At 73.2% G+C, this 16,836-nt stretch carries 20 protein-coding genes; 7 read left to right on the plus strand and 13 right to left on the minus strand.

Features of this window, described 5'->3' with window-relative positions; translation table 11 throughout:
• Positions 1-205: 205 nt before the first annotated feature.
• Together ACIRVF_RS00170 and ACIRVF_RS00175 are read left to right on the plus strand one after the other, a co-directional pair.
• Positions 206-526: an ATP-binding protein gene (locus tag ACIRVF_RS00170; RefSeq protein WP_402811513.1), complete on the plus strand. Its 321-nt coding sequence runs from the start codon at positions 206-208 to the stop codon at positions 524-526.
• A gap of 41 nt (positions 527-567) precedes the next feature.
• Positions 568-825: a hypothetical protein gene (locus tag ACIRVF_RS00175; RefSeq protein ID WP_402811516.1), complete on the plus strand. Its 258-nt coding sequence runs from the start codon at positions 568-570 to the stop codon at positions 823-825.
• A gap of 179 nt (positions 826-1,004) precedes the next feature.
• Here the strand turns inward: ACIRVF_RS00175 and ACIRVF_RS00180 are convergent, their stop codons facing one another.
• Positions 1,005-1,373, minus strand: coding sequence for a nuclear transport factor 2 family protein (locus ACIRVF_RS00180; protein ID WP_402811519.1), 369 nt, complete (start codon positions 1,371-1,373; stop codon positions 1,005-1,007).
• A 231-nt stretch (positions 1,374-1,604) separates the two neighbouring features.
• On the opposite strand from ACIRVF_RS00180, the gene ACIRVF_RS00185 reads away from it, so the two are divergent.
• Both ACIRVF_RS00185 and ACIRVF_RS00190 read left to right on the plus strand, forming a co-directional pair.
• Entirely contained in the window at positions 1,605-2,477 is an 873-nt protein-coding gene (locus ACIRVF_RS00185) for a PRC and DUF2382 domain-containing protein (protein ID WP_402811522.1), read from the plus strand.
• 125 nt (positions 2,478-2,602) lie between these two features.
• Positions 2,603-3,484, plus strand: a complete 882-nt coding sequence (locus tag ACIRVF_RS00190) for a LysR family transcriptional regulator (protein WP_402811525.1) — start codon at positions 2,603-2,605, stop codon at positions 3,482-3,484.
• Between the two features lie 74 nt (positions 3,485-3,558).
• Here ACIRVF_RS00190 and ACIRVF_RS00195 read toward each other — a convergent pair whose 3' ends face one another.
• Both ACIRVF_RS00195 and ACIRVF_RS00200 read right to left on the minus strand, forming a co-directional pair.
• Positions 3,559-4,569 carry an aldo/keto reductase gene (locus ACIRVF_RS00195; protein WP_402811528.1) on the minus strand — a complete coding sequence of 337 codons (1,011 nt, stop codon included), beginning with the start codon at positions 4,567-4,569 and terminating at the stop codon, positions 3,559-3,561.
• An 83-nt stretch (positions 4,570-4,652) separates the two neighbouring features.
• The gene (locus ACIRVF_RS00200; RefSeq protein ID WP_402811530.1) at positions 4,653-5,240 is read right to left on the minus strand and encodes a TIGR03086 family metal-binding protein; all 588 of its coding nucleotides are present in this window, start codon (positions 5,238-5,240) and stop codon (positions 4,653-4,655) included.
• A 137-nt stretch (positions 5,241-5,377) separates the two neighbouring features.
• Here ACIRVF_RS00200 and ACIRVF_RS00205 point away from each other — a divergent pair, with 137 nt between their 5' ends.
• On the plus strand, positions 5,378-6,238 hold the full coding sequence (locus tag ACIRVF_RS00205) for a DUF6597 domain-containing transcriptional factor (protein ID WP_402811533.1): 861 nt from the start codon (positions 5,378-5,380) through the stop codon (positions 6,236-6,238).
• Position 6,239: 1 nt separating this feature from the next.
• On the opposite strand, the gene ACIRVF_RS00210 is transcribed toward ACIRVF_RS00205, so the two are convergent.
• From ACIRVF_RS00210 to ACIRVF_RS00230, 5 genes are all read right to left on the minus strand, one after another.
• Positions 6,240-6,932, minus strand: a complete 693-nt coding sequence (locus ACIRVF_RS00210; RefSeq protein WP_402811537.1) for a VC0807 family protein — start codon at positions 6,930-6,932, stop codon at positions 6,240-6,242.
• Between the two features lie 108 nt (positions 6,933-7,040).
• Positions 7,041-8,024, minus strand: a complete 984-nt coding sequence (locus ACIRVF_RS00215; RefSeq protein ID WP_402811540.1) for an ABC transporter substrate-binding protein — start codon at positions 8,022-8,024, stop codon at positions 7,041-7,043.
• Positions 8,025-8,092: 68 nt separating this feature from the next.
• Entirely contained in the window at positions 8,093-8,944 is an 852-nt protein-coding gene (locus tag ACIRVF_RS00220) for an ABC transporter ATP-binding protein (protein ID WP_402811543.1), read from the minus strand.
• Positions 8,944-9,990 carry a FecCD family ABC transporter permease gene (locus ACIRVF_RS00225; RefSeq protein WP_402811545.1) on the minus strand — a complete coding sequence of 349 codons (1,047 nt, stop codon included), beginning with the start codon at positions 9,988-9,990 and terminating at the stop codon, positions 8,944-8,946. The genes ACIRVF_RS00220 and ACIRVF_RS00225 overlap by 1 nt, the downstream gene beginning before the upstream one ends.
• Positions 9,987-11,018, minus strand: a complete 1,032-nt coding sequence (locus ACIRVF_RS00230; protein ID WP_402811547.1) for a FecCD family ABC transporter permease — start codon at positions 11,016-11,018, stop codon at positions 9,987-9,989. Before ACIRVF_RS00230 ends, ACIRVF_RS00225 begins: the two co-directional genes overlap by 4 nt.
• 90 nt (positions 11,019-11,108) lie before the next feature.
• Between ACIRVF_RS00230 and ACIRVF_RS00235 the strand changes: the two genes are divergently transcribed.
• A complete protein-coding gene (locus ACIRVF_RS00235; RefSeq protein WP_402811549.1) occupies positions 11,109-11,741 on the plus strand; it encodes an HAD family hydrolase in 633 nt (210 codons plus the stop codon).
• Here ACIRVF_RS00235 and ACIRVF_RS00240 read toward each other — a convergent pair.
• Positions 11,738-11,977, minus strand: coding sequence for a hypothetical protein (locus ACIRVF_RS00240; protein WP_402811552.1), 240 nt, complete (start codon positions 11,975-11,977; stop codon positions 11,738-11,740). The genes ACIRVF_RS00235 and ACIRVF_RS00240 overlap by 4 nt on opposite strands.
• Positions 11,978-12,477: 500 nt before the next feature.
• Here ACIRVF_RS00240 and ACIRVF_RS00245 point away from each other — a divergent pair, with 500 nt between their 5' ends.
• Entirely contained in the window at positions 12,478-12,861 is a 384-nt protein-coding gene (locus ACIRVF_RS00245) for a cold-shock protein (protein ID WP_402811555.1), read from the plus strand.
• Positions 12,862-12,891: 30 nt separating this feature from the next.
• Here the strand turns inward: ACIRVF_RS00245 and ACIRVF_RS00250 are convergent, their stop codons facing one another.
• The 4 genes from ACIRVF_RS00250 to ACIRVF_RS00265 form a co-directional block, all read right to left on the minus strand.
• Positions 12,892-13,749 carry a 1,4-dihydroxy-6-naphthoate synthase gene (locus ACIRVF_RS00250; protein ID WP_402811558.1) on the minus strand — a complete coding sequence of 286 codons (858 nt, stop codon included), beginning with the start codon at positions 13,747-13,749 and terminating at the stop codon, positions 12,892-12,894.
• Complete coding sequence (locus tag ACIRVF_RS00255; protein ID WP_402811560.1) at positions 13,742-14,503, minus strand: futalosine hydrolase; 762 nt, start codon at positions 14,501-14,503, stop codon at positions 13,742-13,744. Before ACIRVF_RS00255 ends, ACIRVF_RS00250 begins: the two co-directional genes overlap by 8 nt.
• Positions 14,504-14,513: 10 nt before the next feature.
• Positions 14,514-15,062 carry a hypothetical protein gene (locus tag ACIRVF_RS00260; protein ID WP_402811562.1) on the minus strand — a complete coding sequence of 183 codons (549 nt, stop codon included), beginning with the start codon at positions 15,060-15,062 and terminating at the stop codon, positions 14,514-14,516.
• 103 nt (positions 15,063-15,165) lie between these two features.
• Positions 15,166-16,524, minus strand: a complete 1,359-nt coding sequence (locus ACIRVF_RS00265) for an MFS transporter (RefSeq protein WP_402812903.1) — start codon at positions 16,522-16,524, stop codon at positions 15,166-15,168.
• Between the last annotated feature and the right edge of the window lie 312 nt (positions 16,525-16,836).

Genomic DNA, 16,836 nt, shown 5'->3' on the forward strand with positions numbered 1-16,836 from the left:
GTGCCCCACGTTAGAGGGAAGCTCTTCGCGAGAGTCTCAAATTTCAGGTTGCGGTGCGCTATGGTCGCTCTTACAGCGATCCGACGGATCGTCAGTAATGCGCGCTGCCCGCACCGCAGAGCAGTCATGCCCATCTGCATGGCCTGGCTCACGGCGACGTGTGTCCGCCGGATCCCCCTTCTCAATCACGCCCGGGAGAACTCCCATGCGTCACCTCAACACGCCCTCGCTCACCCTCGCCCGCCAGTCCCTCCAGGACGCCATGAACCGCCTCGGCTGGCCGCCCTCCTCCACCTTCGACGCCGAACTCGCCCTCGGCGAGCTGATCGTGAACGCCTGGCGGCACGCCGACACCCCCGCGCCGGTCGTCCAGATCCTCTCCCTCACCTCCCGCACCCTCCGGGTCGGTGTCTCCGACGAGAGCCCGATGCTGCCCGAGGTCCAGTCCCTCGACCTCCTCGCCGAGTCCGGCCGGGGCCTCCGGCTCGTCGCCGCCCTCACCCACCGCTGGGGCGTCGACCCCTAGAAGCGCGGCAAGACCATCTGGTTCGAGCTGGACGCCGCCTGATGACCACCCGCCGCCGCCGGCCGATGCAGCCGACCGACCCCCGCATCCGCGCCTACACCGACGACCACATCCGGACGCTCCTCGCCGAACTCCAGGAGCGCGGCCCTAAGTTCGGGCTCCTCTTCCCCTCCGCCGACCTCGACCACACCCTCGACGGCCGGGTCCTCGTCCGCTTCAACACGGCCCCGGCCTCGACCCTCCTCAACCTCCTCGTCCTCCTCCTCGACGCCGACCGCGAGCGCCCGTGCGATTCCTGATCGGGGCGGCCTTCGCCTTCCTCCTCGCCCTCGCGTTCGCCACGGTCGCCCTGGGCGTCGTCACCGCCCTCAGGGCCACCCCGCCCGACGAGGACGCCTGAGCGCGAACAGCCGAAGAGGGCCGTCACCGCCCCCTGGCGATCACGGCCCTGCCCCCGCGGATGTTCTGCCCGCCCCGCTCAGCTCTTCTTCTCGAAGCCCGCCAGCAGTCCGCGCGGGTCGAAGGTCACCCGGATCCGGGCGATCTTCCCGTTCTCCATGTGCATCCAGTTCGCCGTCGGCGCCGGCGGCGCGATCGTGGTGCACAGCTCGAACCAGGTGATCACATCGTCCCCCTCCGCGACCCGCACCTTCACGTCGATCTTCTCCAGCACCTGGCCGAGCCCCTTCAGTCCGCCGAGCGCCTCGTCGATCCCGGACGCCGTGCCCAGGGCCCCGACGAAGTCGACGTCCTCGGCCAGCAGGCCCCGGAGAGTGTCGAAGTCGCCCGCCTCCCAGGCGGAGAAGTAGGTCTCGGCAAGCTCACGCGCAGTCTTCGTCGTCGTCATGCCTCCATCCTCCGCCTCGACCAACTCATCCGTCCAACACATAGATCTGATGATTGATATCACCATCGCTGATGGAAGTGACGCAGAGTGGCGGCTCTGGCGGAACCCCTCGGAATGCCCCGGAACGCCGCCGAACACCTTCACGCTGAGTGAATGTCAGGTGAAGCCGTTTCGGTCACGCCAGGTCGGTAAGGCGCTCGGCAGCCGAACCGTGAAGGAGGCGTGAAATCGATGATCACCGAACAGCAGGCCCGCTCGATGCTGCACCACCCCGTCCATGACGCGGAGGACAGCAAGATCGGCAAGGCGGACCACGTGTTCCTCTCCGATGTCACCGGCAAGCCGGAGTGGGTCAGCATCAAGACCGGGTGGTTCGGGACCAGCGAGTCGTTCGTGCCGATCCGCGATGCCCGGGTCGTGGACGACCACATCCAGGTCCCGTACCTGAAGGACAAGGTCAAGGAGGCACCGCTGGTATCCGTGGAGGACGGCGGCCACCTCCCCGAACGCGAGGAACGCCGTCTCTGCCGGCACTACGGCCTCGCCTGGGACGAGGCCTGGAGAGCCGCCAACCAGCCGGGCAAGGGCGGCTGGGCGCACAGCGAAACCACCAGAACCGCCGCTACGGCCCGGACCACCCCGCGCACCTCGGCCGCCACAGGCCGGACGGGCACCCGCCCGGATGTCGACGACGCGATGACCCGCTCCGAGGAGCGGATGCACGTAGGCGTCGAGCGCTACGAGACGGGCCGCGCCAAGCTGCACAAGTACGTCGTCACCGAGGAGGAACAGCAGACCGTGCCCGTGCGGCACGAGGAGGCCCGCATCGAACGCGAGCCGATCACCGAGGCCAACCGGGGCGCCGCGCTGTCCGGCGAGCCGATCTCGGAGGCCGAGCACGAGGTCACGCTGCACGCGGAGCGGCCGGTCGTGCACACCGAAGCCGTGCCGGTGGAACGGGTGCGGCTGGTGACCGAGGAACACGTCGAGCAGCAGACCGTCTCGGGCCAGATCCGCAAGGAGCGCATCGAGGCCGACCTGCCCGCCGACACCGAACAGCAGATGCGGGGCAAGGGCATCCGTGGCGAGGACCGTCGCCGGTGACCACCCCCCGCTCGGCCGTTGCCACCCTGGCCGTCGCCGCCCCGCGCGGCGACGGCCCAACCAGTTCGCGCCGTCCGCCGCATCCGCCGGGTTGATCCACCGGCCGTCGCATATCGTCACGGGTCATGGAGATGCACCAGCTGCGCTACTTCGCCGCCGTGGTCGACGAGGGGTCGTTCACGGCGGCCGCCAACCGCCTGCACGTCAGCCAGTCGGGGATCAGCACCCAGGTGGCCAAGCTGGAGCGCGAGTTGGGCCAGCAGCTGCTGGAGCGGTCCGGCCGGCGGGTCCGGCTCACCCCGGCCGGTGAGGCCGTCCTCCCGCTGGCGAAGAGCGCCCTGGCCACCCTGGACGCCATCCAGCACACCGCCGCCGAGTTCGCCGACGCCGTGCGCGGGCGCGTCCGGCTCGGCATGATCATGGGCTGCTCGATCCCGCCGTTCCTGGACGCCGTCGCCGACCTCGGCCGCACCCACCCGGGCATCGACCTGAGCCTGCACGAGGGACACTCCGACCTCCTCCAGTCCCAGGTCCTCTCCGGTTCCCTCGACCTCGCCCTGATCGGCTTCGCGGGCGAGGCGGATCCGGGCCTGGACGTCGATGTCGTCGTCGACGAGCGGATCGTCGCGGCCGTCCCGGTCGGACACCCGCTCGACCGCACGGAGCTGAAGCTCGCCGACCTCGGGCCCGAGAAGGTCCTCTGCCTCTCCCCGGGCACCGGCCTCCGGGCCGCCTACGAGGACTCCTGCCGCCGGCTCGGCCTCGAACCGCGCGTGGACATCGACGCCAGTTCCCCGCTCGCGCTGCTCCGCCTCGCCGAGCGCGGCGCCGGGGTCGCCGTGCTCAGCGCATCCTCCGTGGACGGCGACGGGCTGCGAGCCGTTCCGATCGCCGATGCGGCGACCTACGCGAAACTCGGCCTGGTCGCCCGGCGCGACCAGCACTCCCCGGCGGTACGGCTGCTGCGTGCCAAGCTCCTTGCCGCGATGAGTGGTTCCACCGATTGACCGAACTCAGGAGCGGCCGGTGGACGCGAGCTGCTTCGGTACCCGCGGACACGTTCCGCTGCGCGTGGCCCGGACTACCGGGAGCCCGCCCCAGGGCGGGACTTGTAGAAGGACTCCTCCAGGTAGGCGGCCGTGTGCGGCTGGTAGGGCTCCTCCAGGTAGGCGGCCTCGTCGTCGTCGAGTTCGACGTCCACCGCGGCGATTGCGTCGGCCAACTGGGCCGGCTTGGTGACCCCGACGATGGGCGAGGTCACCGTCGGGTTGCGCATGACCCAGGCCAGGGCGACCTGGGCCGGGGACAGACCCCGCCTGCCCGCGATCTCGTGGACGCGATCGGCCACCGCCTGGTCCTCGTCGCGGTAGAGGATCCTCCCGCCCTCGTCGGTCCCGGCACGGGCCGTGGGGGTGTCCCGGACCCGCGTCAGCCTGCCCCGCGCCAGCGGGCTCCACGGGATCACGCCGATGCCCTGGTCGGCGCAGAGCGGGAGCATCTCCCGCTCCGCTTCTCGGTGGATGAGGTTGTAGTGGTCCTGCATCGACACGAACCGGGTCCAGCCGTGCAGGTCGGCCAGGTACAGGGCCTTGGTGAACTGCCAGGCGTACATGGAAGAGGCCCCGATGTAGCGGACCTTGCCGGACTTGACCGCGTCGTGCAGTGCTTCGAGGGTTTCCTCGATCGGGGTGTCGTAGTCCCAGCGGTGGATCTGGTAGAGGTCGATGTAGTCGGTCCCCAGTCGCTTCAGGGAGGCATCGAGCTCGGCGAAGATCGCCTTGCGGGACAGCCCGGCGCCGTTCGGGCCGGGGCGCATCCGCATCCAGACCTTGGTGGAGAGGACGACATCCTCGCGCCGGGTGAAGTCCTTGACCGCCTGGCCGACGATCTCCTCGCTGCTTCCGGCGCTGTACCCGTTGGCCGTGTCGAGGAAGTTGACGCCGCCCTCGAAGGCCTGCCTGATGATGTCCCGGCTGGCGTCCGCGCCCAGGGACCAGGGCTCGCCGCCCCGGTCCGGCTCACCGAAGCTCATGCAGCCGAGGGCGATGGCGGAGACTTCCAGTCCGGTCGTTCCGAGTTTGACGTATCGCATGCTTCGAACTTAGGAGTTCGAGTACGCTCCAACGCAAGCCCGGAGGCGTGGGGCTCGCGACGGCACCCCGACCGCGGCACCTCTCAGGCCTTCCACCGCGGGTCGCGGCCGGACGCCGCCAGCGCACGCTCCCACACCGAGGCGTCCTCCGGCAGCTCCACGGCTGAGGCGAAGCCCGCGTACTGCCGGTACAGTTCGGCGTTCTCCTCGACGATCTCCCCGACCAGCAGGGCGAGTTCCTCGTCGACCTCGATCTCCGCGCCGACCGCCCGGGCCACGTCCCAGCCGTGCAGCACCAGTTCGATGATCAGCATCCGGGCGATCCCCACCGCCGGGACGGGCGACCCGCCGAGGTCGACGTCCCCCTCCCAGGCGGCCGGCTCGCCCCAGGCCGCCACGGCCCGCTCCAGCTGGGCCGCGTACGCCGCCCGCCAGCCGGCGTCCGCCGTGAAGTCGCGGGAGGCCAGCTCCGCGGGCAGCTCGGTGCGCCGGGCCCGGTGCTCCAGGCCGTGCGAGGTGTAGAGCACCCAGTGGTTGATCAGCGCCCGTACGTCGAACTCCCCGCAGGGCGTCGGCGCGTCCAATGGCTGCCCGGCCGGGACGGCGGCGGCCACCTCGGCGGCGGCGGAGGCGGCGCGGGCCAGGAAGGGGTGCATCGGGTGAGCGTTCATGCCCCGATCCTGCGGTGGACCGCGTCGGCCGGTCTTGAAGAAACGCGACACCGGCCGCGTCGGGCCGCATTCGACCACGGGCATCCGACCGGAGTCGGCGCAGGTCACCGGGGCCCCACGCCACTAGCCTGAACAACGTGAACTCCTCCGAATCCGAACCCGGACCCGAACCCGAACCCGGACCCGAACCCGAACCCGGACCCGGACCCGAACCCGGACCCGGACCCGACCTCGGCCGCGGCGTGCTGCACCCGGCCCGGGCGGCGGAACTGATCAGTGTGGACCGGTTCGCGCCGGCGGCCGAGGTGGCGCGGTTCGTGGAGTTCTACTGGCTGGTCCGCTGGGACCTCACCGGCCACCCGCCGTACGAGCAGAAAGTGCTCGCCCACCCCAACGTCCACCTCGTCTTCGAGGCCCCGCGGGCCCTCGTCTACGGGGTGGACCGCTCGCTGTTCGTCCGCCGCCTGGAGGGCGTCGGGCACGCGCTGGGCGTGAAGTTCCGCCCCGGCGCCTTCCGCCCCTTCGCCGGACACCCGGTGGGCGACCTCGCCGACCGGTCCGTGCCCGCCGCGGAGTACTTCGGCCCCGAGGCGGACCGGATCAACGCCCGGATCCTCGACGAGCCGACGGCCGAGCGGGCCGACGACTTCCTCCGCCCCCGCCTCCCCGCGCCGGACCCGGTCGCCGAGGAGGTCGCCGCCGTGGTGGAGCGGATCACCGGCTCCCCGGACCTGCGTCGGGTGGACGACCTGGCCCGAGAGCTGGGCCTGTCCGTCCGCAGCCTCCAGAGGCTGTTCGCCGAGTACGTCGGCGCCTCCCCGAAGTGGGTGCTGCGCCGCGCCCGGCTGCACGAGGCCGCCGAAAGGGCGCGCACCGAAGGCGGGTTGGACCTGGCGGCGCTCGCCGTGGAACTCGGCTACGCCGACCAGGCCCACCTCACCCGGGACTTCACCGCAGCGGTCGGCATCTCCCCGGCCCGCTACGCGAGTTCGGCCTAGATCACGCGGCGGCAGCCGCCGCGGCCGCCTCGGCGGCGGCCCGGCCCCGGGCGCCGGCCCGCTTGGCGTAGGTCATCGTCCAGTACACCAGGCCGCCGATCACCACGTACGGAAGGATGTTGTTGATCGTCACCACCGTGCCGTGCGACAGCGTGTAGACGAACACGATCCGCAGCACTGCCTCCAGCACGAAGGCGACGCCCCACACGAGGGTCAGGTTGCGCTGGACCTTGCGGAAGCCCTCGTACTGCCACATCGAGTTCCACCAGGAGATCATCTCCGGGGTGCCGTCGGTGGCGAACTTGCGGCCGAAGTAGAACATGATCGGCTTCGGACCGGCCAGCGAGACCAGGTAGAGCACCCCGAGCAGGCCGGAGACGAAGGAGTCCTTGGCCAGCAGCATCTTCGGGTCGGTCGGGCCGACCAGCGCGACGACCAGGGTCAGGCCGACGAAGGCCAGCGAGACGACGGCGAACTCGTCGATCCGGCGGTGCCAGGCCAGGTAGATGACGGTGTCGACCACCGGGCCGAGGCCGGAGAGCAGGATGGCGGTCGACTCGCCGTAGCCGTGGTCGCGCAGCTGGTTGTAGATCATGATCGGGGCGACGACGTTGAACGCGATGCTGATCAGCCAGCCGAGCGCGGCGGCCTTCCCCTTGCGGTCCGGAGCGTTCGGAGCTACGGCAGTTGACATGGTGTTGGTCCCCCGGTGAACGTGAAAGATGTGTGACGTGCGGCGCCATTGTGGCGGAAGTGCCGGTCAGCCGCACAACCCGGGTGTGTCGACTTGTCGTCAGTACACCTAGGCCCCGAGGAAGCGCTGCAGCTCGTCCAGGATGAAGTTGGCGCCGGTGTACCCGATCCCCTGGAACCACAGCTGGTCGTCCACCGGGAACGCCCGGAACGCCTTGACCGCCCCGAGCGCCTGCCACCCAGGGCTCGCCAGCACCGCGTCGGTGCCCGCCTTCGCCGGGTCGCCGTACGTCGCGTACAGCAGCAGGTCACCGTCCGCCTTGGCGAGCTGGTCGAGCGGGATCTCGAAGTCCGACTGGTCGACGTTCTGCGCGTCCGGCCGCCCCACCTCGGCGTCGGCGAGCACGATCCCGGGGAAGCTCTGCCGCCCGAACAGCCGGATCCCGCCGCCCTCGACGAACCGCACCAGGCTCACCCGGCGCCCCGACAGCTTCGCCGCCGACAGCGCCTGCACCACCTGACCGGCGTGCTTCTGGTAGGCGGCGACGAAGGCCGCCGCGGCCGCCACCCGGCCCAACGCCTGGGCGTGCAGCTGGAAGTTCGCCTTCCAGGGCGCCCCGGCGGTCTGGGTGAGCACGGTCGGGGCGATCCCGCGCAGTTGCTCGTACCGGTCCCCGTCGCGGGCCTGGTTGGAGAGGATGAGGTCCGGCCGCAGCGACCGTACGGCGTCGAGGTCGGGCGCGCCGGCCGGGCCGACCCGCCAGATGCCCGCGGTGCGGGAGGCCGGCCAGTAGTCGGGGAAGCGGGCGTCGCCGGCCGGGAGCGCGGCGCCGACCGGGGTGACGCCCAGCGTCAGCGCGGAGTCCAGCACGTCGGTGTCCAGGACGACCACCCGCTGCGGCTCGCCGGGCACCAGCACCGGGCCGTTCGCGGCGTTCACCGTCACCGGCGGAGGCGGGGTGGGGGAGGGCGTCCCGCTCCCTTCGAAGCCGTCCGGGGTGGGCGGCTGCGGCCCTCCCGAGGGGGACGCGCACGCCGTGAGCGCGGCCCCGCCGAGGCCGGCGAGGAACGTACGGCGGGCGATCCGGGGCATCGGCGGGTCCTCTGGCGTGAGGGTGCGGGGGCGCGTCGATTATGTCCGAAATCGCACGTGAAGTTCCGTCAGGACCCGGCCGCGTCCGCGGTGTCGGCGGTTTGCGCGGCTTCCGCGACTCGCGGCTTCGCCGTCCACGGAGCGCCCGGGACGACCAGCGGGGTGCCGGTCACCGGATCCGGCACCACCACCGAGTCCAGCCCGAACACCTCCCGCACCAGCTCCGCCGTGACCACCTCTCCGGGCGCGCCCTCGGCGACCACCCGGCCGTCCCGCATCGCCACCAGGTGGTCGGCGTACCGGGCCGCCTGGTTGAGGTCGTGCAGCACGGCGACGACCGTCCGGCCGCGCTCCACGTTCAGCCGGCGCACCAGGTCCAGCACCTCCACCTGGTGGGCGATGTCCAGGTAGGTGGTCGGTTCGTCCAGCAGCAGGATGTCGGTGCCCTGGGCGAGCGCCATCGCGATCCAGGCGCGCTGGCGCTGGCCGCCGGACAGCTCGTCCATGCTGCGTTCGGCCAGCTCCGCCGTGGAGGTGCGCTCCAGCGCCTCGGCGACGGCCGCCTCGTCCTGCGGCGACCACTGCTGCCACCAGCTCTGGTGCGGCTGGCGGCCGCGCGAGACCAGGTCCGCCACCGAGATGCCCTCCGGTGCGGTCGGCGACTGCGGCAGCAGGCCCAGCCGCTGGGCGATCCGCTTGGTCGGGATCCGCGCCAGCTCCTCGCCGTCCAGCAGCACCGCGCCGCGCACGGGCTTCAGCAGCCGCCCGAGGGCCCGCAGCAGCGTCGACTTGCCGCAGGCGTTCGGGCCGACGATCACCGTCACCCGGCCGTCCGGGATGCTGACGTCCAGCCCCTCGACGACCGTGCGCGCCTCGTAGGCCAGGGTGAGGCCCCGGGCCTCCAGGCGGTGTGCGGTCATCAGGAGCCTCCACGGCGGGATCGGATCAACAGCCACATCAGGTACGGCGCGCCGACCATGCCGGTCACCACGCCCACCGGCAGTTCGGTCGGGGCGAGCAGGCGCCGGGCGATCAGGTCGGCGAGCACCACGACCAGGGCGCCGGTCAGCGCCGAGCAGAGCAGCGGGACCTGCGCCGACCGGGCCAGCCGCAGAGCGATCTGCGGGGCCATCAGCGCCACGAAGTCCACCGGCCCGGCAGCGCCCGCCGCGCAGGAGGCCAGCACGATGCCCAGCAGCGCCATGCCCAGGCGGATCCGGTCCAGCCGCAGGCCCAGGCCGAGGGCGGTCGCGTCGTCGAAGGAGATCGACCGCTGGGCGCGCGCCGCCCACAGCGCCACCGGCAGGGCCGCCAGCAGCACCCAGGCCAGCCAGCCGGCCTGGTCGTAGCCGGCGCCGTTCAGGCTGCCGGTCATCCAGACCTTCGCGGCCTGCGCCTGGAAGCCGTCGCCCTTGGTGAGGAACACCGAGGTCAGCGAGGACAGCGCCACGCTGATCCCGATCCCGATCAGCACGAAGCGCTGGGCGTGCAGCCCCCGCCGCCAGGCCAGCGCGTACACCAGCAGTCCGGCCGCCAGCCCGCCGCCGACCGCCGCGTACGGCGCCTGCCCGGTGGAGCCGGCCACCCCGTACGCCATCAGCCCGACCACGGTCGCGGTCGCGCCCCAGGTCACGCCCACCACGTCGGGGCTGGCCAGCGGATTGCGGGCGACGGTCTGGAACAGCGCCCCGGCCAGCCCCAGCGCCGCGCCGACCAGCAGCCCGACCACCACGCGCGGCAGCCGGAACTCCCCGACCACCAGCTCGTCCGGACTCGGCTGCCCGAGCACCACCTTGACCACCTCACCGGGCGACACGGTCGACTCGCCCAGGCACAGCGAGGCGACCACGGTCACGGCGAGCGCGAAAAGCAGCCCTCCGGCGGCGAGCGCCGAGCGCCGGTGCAGCAGGAAGGAGGCGCGCCCCGCCCGGACGACGGAGTACCCGCGCAGGGCGACGGTGGTCATGCGGCCACCACCTTGCGGCGCCGGACCAGCGTGACGAGCACCGGCACGCCGACCAGGGCCGTCATCACGCCCGCCGGGACCTCCGAGGGCGGGAACAGCACCCGTCCGAGGGTGTCGGCGAGCAGCAGCAGGGCCGGGCCGAGGACGGCGGAGAAGGCCAGGATCCAGCGGTGGTCGGCGCCGGCCACGGCGCGGGCGGCGTGCGGGACGGCGAGGCCGATGAAGGCGATCGGGCCGGCCGCCGCGACCGCCGAGCCGGTCAGCACGGTGGCGCCGAGCGCGCCGACCGCCCGGACGACGCCGGTCCTCGCGCCCAGGCCCTTCGCGGTGTCCTCGCCGAGCGCCAGCGCGTCCAGCCCGCGGGCCACCGCCACCACCAGCAGGGTGCCGACGGCCAGGAAGGGCAGCAGCTGCCAGGCCACGTCCGCCGTCCGGCCGGAGAGCGAGCCGACGTGCCAGAACCGGAACTGGTCCATGGTGGCCGCGTCGGTGGTGAGCACCAGGGTGTTGAGCGAGGCGATGAAGGCGGACATCGCCGAGCCGGCCAGCGCCAGCTTGATCGGCGTGGCCCCGCCCCGGCCGCGCCCGGCCAGGCCGTACACCAGCACGGTGGCGAGCACGGAGCCCGCGAAGCCGAACCAGACGTACCCGGTCAGGGTGGAGACCCCGAAGCCGGAGATGGCGACCACCACGCCCGCCGCCGCGCCCTGCGAGACGCCGAGGATGCCCGGGTCGGCGATCGGATTGCGGGTCAGGCCCTGCATCACGGCCCCGGCCAGGCCGAGCGCCGCGCCGACGGCCAGCCCGACGACCGTCCGCGGCACCCGCAGCTCGCGGACCACCACGGCGTCGGCGGAGTCACCGCCGTGCAGCAGCGCGCTGATCGTCCCGGAGAGCGGCACGTCGCGGCTGCCCACCGCCAGGCTCAGCAGCACCGCGACGGCCAGGACGGCCAGTGCGGCGGCGAGCCACAGGATCCGGTGACGGGGTGTCCGCCGCTTGCCCGGTGGTGCGGTGGTGTCGGTCATGGGGCCTCTCCGCAGACAACTCAGGTAAACCTAAGTTCCCTCTCGGAGGTGGGGCAAATCGCCTCGTCGCCCCTTCGGTAGCCTGACGGCATGCCTGAGACCTCCTCCGCCCCGCTCACCGTCGGCTTCGACCTCGACATGACGCTGCTGGACACCCGGCCGGGCATCCACGCCACCTACCGGGCGCTGTCCGCCGAGACCGGCGTCCACATCGACGCGGACCTGGTGGTCACCCGGCTCGGCCCGCCGCTGCTGGAGGAGATCCGCAACTGGTTCCCGGAGGCCGAGGTGGAACGGGCCGCGAGCCGCTACCGCGAGCTCTACCGCGACCACGCCTTCGCCCCGACCGTGCCGCTGCCCGGCGCCCACGCCGCCGTCGAGGCGGTCCGCGCCCACGGCGGCCGGGTCGCGGTGATCACCGGCAAGTACGAGCCGAACGCCCGCCTCCACCTGGAGCACGCCGGGCTGGAGGCCGACACCGTGATCGGCGACCTGTGGGCGGAGACCAAGGGCGAGGCGTTGCGGGCGAACGGCGCGGGCATCTACGTCGGCGACCACCTCGGCGACATCGTGGGCGCCCGGCACGCCGAGGCGGTCGCGGTCGCCGTGGCCACCGGCCCGTACGGCGAGGAGGAGCTGCGCGCCGCCGGGGCGGACGTGGTGCTGGCCGACCTCACCGGCTTCCCGGAGTGGCTCGGCGGACACCTCGCCGGTCAGGTCTAGGGCTGCTGGGGCTCCAGTCGGCGGCGCTGCGCCCGGGCGTTCAGGAACAGCCCGGTCAGCGCGGCCAGGAACCCGGCCGGCATCAGCATGCTCAGCCAGTACATGGCCGTCGGCAGCGGCGTGAGGTGCAGGAACAGGGGGACGAAGGTGACCAGGGTGGCGAGCGCGCCGAGGGCGAAGACGACCGTCCCCGCCTTGACGTACACGTCGCCGGGATCGGCGCTCTGGCTGCTCACGTCCGCTCACTCCTCGGGGCTGCGCCGGGCCGCCCGGTGCGGGCCCCAGTCTGCGCCGTCCAGTCTGGCAGAAGGCCCGGCGCGGCGGCCCACCGGAGCGGCTCGGTCACGTTGCGCAGTTTCCCGGCAGCGATGCGTTTTGATCCCTGCTGGGCGGGGGTATGCACGGGGTGCCGAGGGGCGCTACAGGTGCGTCCCGTGTCCTCAGACCCGGGGGTGTGAGCCGATGGACAGCGCAGGACCGCGCCCCGGCCGTGCCAGTACCGGGTCGCCCGTGACCGCGAGATCCCCGCGCTCCCGTCGCCCCTGGCGGGCCCGGGAACGCCGATCCGTCGCGGAACGCGGATGAGGCAGTGACGGGCCGTTAGTCTGCTCCCGACAACGCACCGGCCGTGAGCGCCCGCGGGCGCCGAGTCGAGGCCGGCCGTCTTTCTTCCACCCCACCCAGTGATCTCCGGGCAGGTCCGGGATCCCTCACACCCATTCGAGGACTGTTCGAGATGCCCACCGGCCAGGTCAAGTGGTTCAACGAGACGAAGGGCTTCGGCTTCCTGTCGCGCGACGACGGTGGCGACGTCTTCGTCCACACCAAGGCGCTGCCCGCCGGTGTCACCGTGCTGAAGCCGGGCCAGCGGGTCGAGTTCGGCGTGGTCGCCGGGCACCGCGGGGACCAGGCGATGGCCGTGCAGCTGCTGGACGCACTGCCCTCGGTGGCCGCTGCCCAGCGCCGGAGCGCCGATGACATGGCGCCGATCGTCCAGGACCTGATCACCACCCTGGACGCGGTGCTGCCCGGCCTCCAGCGCGGGCGCTACCCGGCCAAGCCGGCCGGCCAGAAGCTGGCCGGCCTGCTGCGCGCGGTGGCCGACCAGTTCGACGTCTGACCGGCCCCGCGACGGGCCGTACGACGGGTCCTAGGACGGGAACGCGAGCGCACCCGGGTCGAGCGGGGGGACCAGCCCCTCGGCGGCGGCCCGGGTGAGCAGCGCGCGGACGGCTCCGTAGCCCTCCTCGCCGAGGTCGGCGGTGAACTCGTTCACGTACAGCCCGATGTGCTGGTCGGCCACGGCCGGGTCCATCTCCTGGGCGTGCGCCAGCACGTACTCCCGGCTGGCCGAGGGGTCCGCCCAGGCCTGCCGGACGGAGGCTCGGATCGTCGCGGCCAGCTCGCGCAGCCGCTCGGCGCCCAGCGAGCGCCGGGCGACGATCGCGCCGAGCGGGATCGGCAGGCCGGTCTCCGCCTCCCAGGCCTCGCCCATGTCGGCCAGGCTGTGCAGCCCGTACTGCTGGTACGTGAAGCGGGCCTCGTGGATGACCAGGCCGGCGTCCACCCGGCCGTCCCGGACGGCGGGCATGATCTCGTGGAACGGCAGGACCACGATCTCGCCGAAGCCGCCCGGCACCGCCCGCGCCGCCCAGAGCCGGAACAGCAGGTAGGCGGTGGAGCGCTCGGACGGCACCGCGACCGTCTTCCCGGCGAGCTCCGCGGGGGAGCCGACGCCCGGCAGGGTGAGCACCAGCGGGCCGCAGCCGCGCCCGAGCGCGCCGCCGCAGGGCAGCAGGGCGTACTCCTCCAGGACCCAGGGCAGCGCGCCGTAGCTGATCTTCAGCACGTCCAGCTCGCCGCGCTCGGCCAGGCCGTTGGTGACGTCGATGTCGGCGAAGGTCACCTCGGGGGCGTCCGCCCCGGGGACCTCGCCGTGCGCCCAGGCGTGGAACACGAAGGTGTCGTTCGGGCAGGGCGAGTACGCGATGCTCAGCCGTTCAGCCACGGCCGGCCTCCTCGATCAGTTCTCGGACGGGCAGGGCCGCGAAGGCCCGCTCCAGGGCGGCCAGCGCCTCGCCGATCCGCCAGGCGGCCCGGTCGCGCGGGCCCACCGGGTTGGACACGGTGCGCAGCTCGATGACCGGCACGCCGTACCGGGCGGCGGCCTCGGCCACGCCGAAGCCCTCCATCGCCTCGGCCGCGGCGCGCGGGTGACGGGCGGCCAGCGCGGCGGCCCGCTCGGCGCTGCCGGTGACGGTGGAGACGGTCAGCACCGGTCCGGTGACGGCGTCGACGTCCCGGGTCAGGAGTGCCTTCACGGCCAGCGCGACGGCGGCCGGGGGCGGGGTGTGCCGGACGGTGCCGAAGCCCAGCTCGGTGACGTCGGCGAAGCCCTCCGGGGTCTCGGCGCCGAGGTCGGCGGCGACGATCGCGTCGGCCAGCACGGTGGCGCCGACCGGCGCGTGCGGGGCGAAGCCGCCGGCGATCCCGGCCGAGGCGACCAGGCCGTACGGGCGGACCGCCAGGGCGGCGGAGGCGGCGGCCGCGGCGGCGGCCGGTCCGACGCCGGCGGCCAGGACGTCCACCGGCGTGCCGGTGGAGCGGTGCAGCAGCCCGCCGGGCAGCGGTACGGCCTCGGCCCCGCCGGGCAGACCGCGCAGCACCGCCTCGGCCTCGGCCGGGACCGCGACGACGACGAGCAGCCGGGCCCGTTCGGGGCCCGGCTGCCCGGGGTGCGCGTCGGCGACGTGCGCGGTCATCGCGGGAGCGTCAGCTGTTGCCGGCGTCCGTGGCGTTCTTGCCGTTCAGCTGGAAGTACCAGACCGCGATCGGGGCCTCGGCCTTCTTGTCGATCTCGACCACCGTGACCAGGGTGTGGCCGCTGGCGTTCAGCACCGAGCCGGCCGTCTGGAGACCGGAGAAGGTCGGGCCCTGGGCGTACGAGAACAGGCTGGTCTGCCCGCCCTGGGAGGACGAGCCGCCGTTGGTGGAGGCCCACCAGCCGGTCTTCGCCACGTTCGGGCTGACGCCGACACCGATCCGGTCGCTCGGCACCACGTCGGAGGACGGCAGCGCGCCGTCCTTCAGGGCCTTCGTGGCGTTGGCCTTGCACTGGTCCTGCTGGTCGTCGGTCAGCGGGCTGCCGCCGTTCCAGCAGAACGGGTCCGCGGCCTTCGACGTGGTGCCGACCGTCAGGGTGGCCCGGTGGCTGTTGTGCTCGGTCTGGCCGGCGGCGATCGCGACGGAGGTGCCCACCGTGGCGGCACCGACCACGACGACGGCGCCGAGGGCGGCGATGACACGGGTATTGAGGCTCATGCGTCAGAATCTACCGGGCCCGGCCGATCACGCTACGCGGGGGTCGGCCACCGCGTGTTGCCCGTCACCCCGTTCCGGCGGGTTCACGCGGGTTCACGCGGATTCAGGCCACCCGGGGCGCCGCCGGGTGCCGCCGCAGGCCCAGTCGCAGCAGCGAGTGGCCCGTCCACACCAGCACCAGGCCGACCACCGCGGCGGCGATCGACAGCCCCAGCACGCCGTTCAGCGGCAGCACGATGCCGACCCCGCCGCCCGCCACCCAGGACAGCTGCATCAGCGTCTCCGACCGGGCGAACGCCGAGGTCCGCACCGCCTCCGGGACGTCCCGCTGGATCAGCGCGTCCAGCGCCAGCTTGCCCAGCGAGGCTGCCATCCCGGCCACCCCGGCGACCAGGACCACCGTCACCACGCCGTACCAGAGCGCGGCCGCCGCCGTCGCGCAGGTCGCCAGCAGCAGCATCGCGGTGACCGTCGCCTCCGGGCCGCGGGTGCGCAGCCAGGAGCCGAGCACCGAACCCAGCGCGTTGCCCGTCCCGGCCGACAGCGCCACCAGGCCCAGCGCCAGGGTCGGCCGCAGGCCGCCGATCGGGTCGGTGCGCAGCAGGAAGGCCAGGAAGAACACCAGGAAGCCGACCAGCCAGCGCATCCCCGACATCGCCCGCAGCGCCAGCACCACCGACGGGCCGACGGTTCGCAGCGAGGCCTTCACCTTCGGGGGCTTGTGGTGGATCAGGTGCGAGCCCTCACCGTCGCCGGGCAGGTCGCCGTGCAGCACGGCCCGCTGCTCGCCCTTGGCCGAGTCGACGGTGTGCGGCAGGTGGAAGGCCATCAGGGTGCCGATCACGAACACCAGGAAGGCGCCGCGCAGCGGCCAGCCCGGCCCGATAAGGTGCAGCCCCCCGCCCACCCCGGCCGCCACGCCGGTGGCCAGCAGTCCGGCCAGGGTGACCCGGGAGTTCGCCTTCACCAGGGACAGCCGTCTCGGCAGCAGCCGCGGCACCACGACGCTGCGCACCACCCCGTACGCCTTGGACGCCACCAGCACGCCCAGCGCCTCCGGGTAGAGCGCGATGCCCCCGCCGGAGATCACCCCGGACATCGTCCAGGCGAGGACGGCCCGGGCCAGCATCGACGTCGCCATGGCGGCCCGGCGGCCGTGCGGCAGCCGGTCCAGCAGCGGGCCGATGACCGGGGCGAGCAGGGCGAACGGGGCCATCGTGATCAGCAGGTACAGGGCGACCCGGCCGCGGGCCTCGCCGGTCGGGACGGAGAAGAAGATGGTGGAGGCCAGCGCGATGGTGATCAGCATGTCGCCGAAGGAGTTCAGCGCGTGCAACTCGATCAGCTTCGCCAGACCCGACTCGCCGGCGCCCTCGGCGGAGGTGGCCCGGCGGATCCGGCGGCCGGTGCCGTGCACCAGCTTGCCGGTGCGCAGGCCGACGGCGGAGGCGATGCGGACCAGGAAGTGCCGGCGCGGCTCGGGGGACTCCTCGGGCAGGCCCTCCTCCGGCGGATCCGGTGGACCGGAGGCCGTCGGCGGGGTCTCCAGGACCTCCGTTGTCTCCGGCCGGGCGGACTTCTCCAGGCTGACCCTGGCGGTGGACGCCCCGTCACCGTCCGCCGACTGCGGTTCGCCCGCAGCGGGGACGTGAGGCTGCTGTCGCGGCGCGGCGTCCGCCTCGTCGTGGCCGCCGGCCTGCGAGGCGCGCACTGCGTGCTGCGACGGGTCGTCGTCCGCCACAAGCCCATCCTGCCCCAGATTCGCCGGGGTAAC

It is taken from the genome of Kitasatospora sp. NPDC101157 (genome assembly GCF_044768255.1).
GTDB lineage: Bacteria > Actinomycetota > Actinomycetes > Streptomycetales > Streptomycetaceae > Kitasatospora.

Coding starts and splice junctions, on each gene's coding strand:
- ACIRVF_RS00245 (WP_402811555.1), top strand. CDS start 12,478: ATGCCCACCGGCCAGGTCAAGTGGTTCAACGAGACGAAGGGCTTCGGC.
- ACIRVF_RS00260 (WP_402811562.1), bottom strand. CDS start 15,062: ATGAGCCTCAATACCCGTGTCATCGCCGCCCTCGGCGCCGTCGTCGTG.
- ACIRVF_RS00190 (WP_402811525.1), top strand. CDS start 2,603: ATGGAGATGCACCAGCTGCGCTACTTCGCCGCCGTGGTCGACGAGGGG.
- ACIRVF_RS00185 (WP_402811522.1), top strand. CDS start 1,605: ATGATCACCGAACAGCAGGCCCGCTCGATGCTGCACCACCCCGTCCAT.
- ACIRVF_RS00230 (WP_402811547.1), bottom strand. CDS start 11,018: ATGACCGACACCACCGCACCACCGGGCAAGCGGCGGACACCCCGTCAC.
- ACIRVF_RS00220 (WP_402811543.1), bottom strand. CDS start 8,944: ATGACCGCACACCGCCTGGAGGCCCGGGGCCTCACCCTGGCCTACGAG.
- ACIRVF_RS00175 (WP_402811516.1), top strand. CDS start 568: ATGACCACCCGCCGCCGCCGGCCGATGCAGCCGACCGACCCCCGCATC.
- ACIRVF_RS00225 (WP_402811545.1), bottom strand. CDS start 9,990: ATGACCACCGTCGCCCTGCGCGGGTACTCCGTCGTCCGGGCGGGGCGC.
- ACIRVF_RS00170 (WP_402811513.1), top strand. CDS start 206: ATGCGTCACCTCAACACGCCCTCGCTCACCCTCGCCCGCCAGTCCCTC.
- ACIRVF_RS00255 (WP_402811560.1), bottom strand. CDS start 14,503: ATGACCGCGCACGTCGCCGACGCGCACCCCGGGCAGCCGGGCCCCGAA.
- ACIRVF_RS00180 (WP_402811519.1), bottom strand. CDS start 1,373: ATGACGACGACGAAGACTGCGCGTGAGCTTGCCGAGACCTACTTCTCC.
- ACIRVF_RS00215 (WP_402811540.1), bottom strand. CDS start 8,024: ATGCCCCGGATCGCCCGCCGTACGTTCCTCGCCGGCCTCGGCGGGGCC.
- ACIRVF_RS00235 (WP_402811549.1), top strand. CDS start 11,109: ATGCCTGAGACCTCCTCCGCCCCGCTCACCGTCGGCTTCGACCTCGAC.
- ACIRVF_RS00200 (WP_402811530.1), bottom strand. CDS start 5,240: ATGAACGCTCACCCGATGCACCCCTTCCTGGCCCGCGCCGCCTCCGCC.
- ACIRVF_RS00195 (WP_402811528.1), bottom strand. CDS start 4,569: ATGCGATACGTCAAACTCGGAACGACCGGACTGGAAGTCTCCGCCATC.
- ACIRVF_RS00210 (WP_402811537.1), bottom strand. CDS start 6,932: ATGTCAACTGCCGTAGCTCCGAACGCTCCGGACCGCAAGGGGAAGGCC.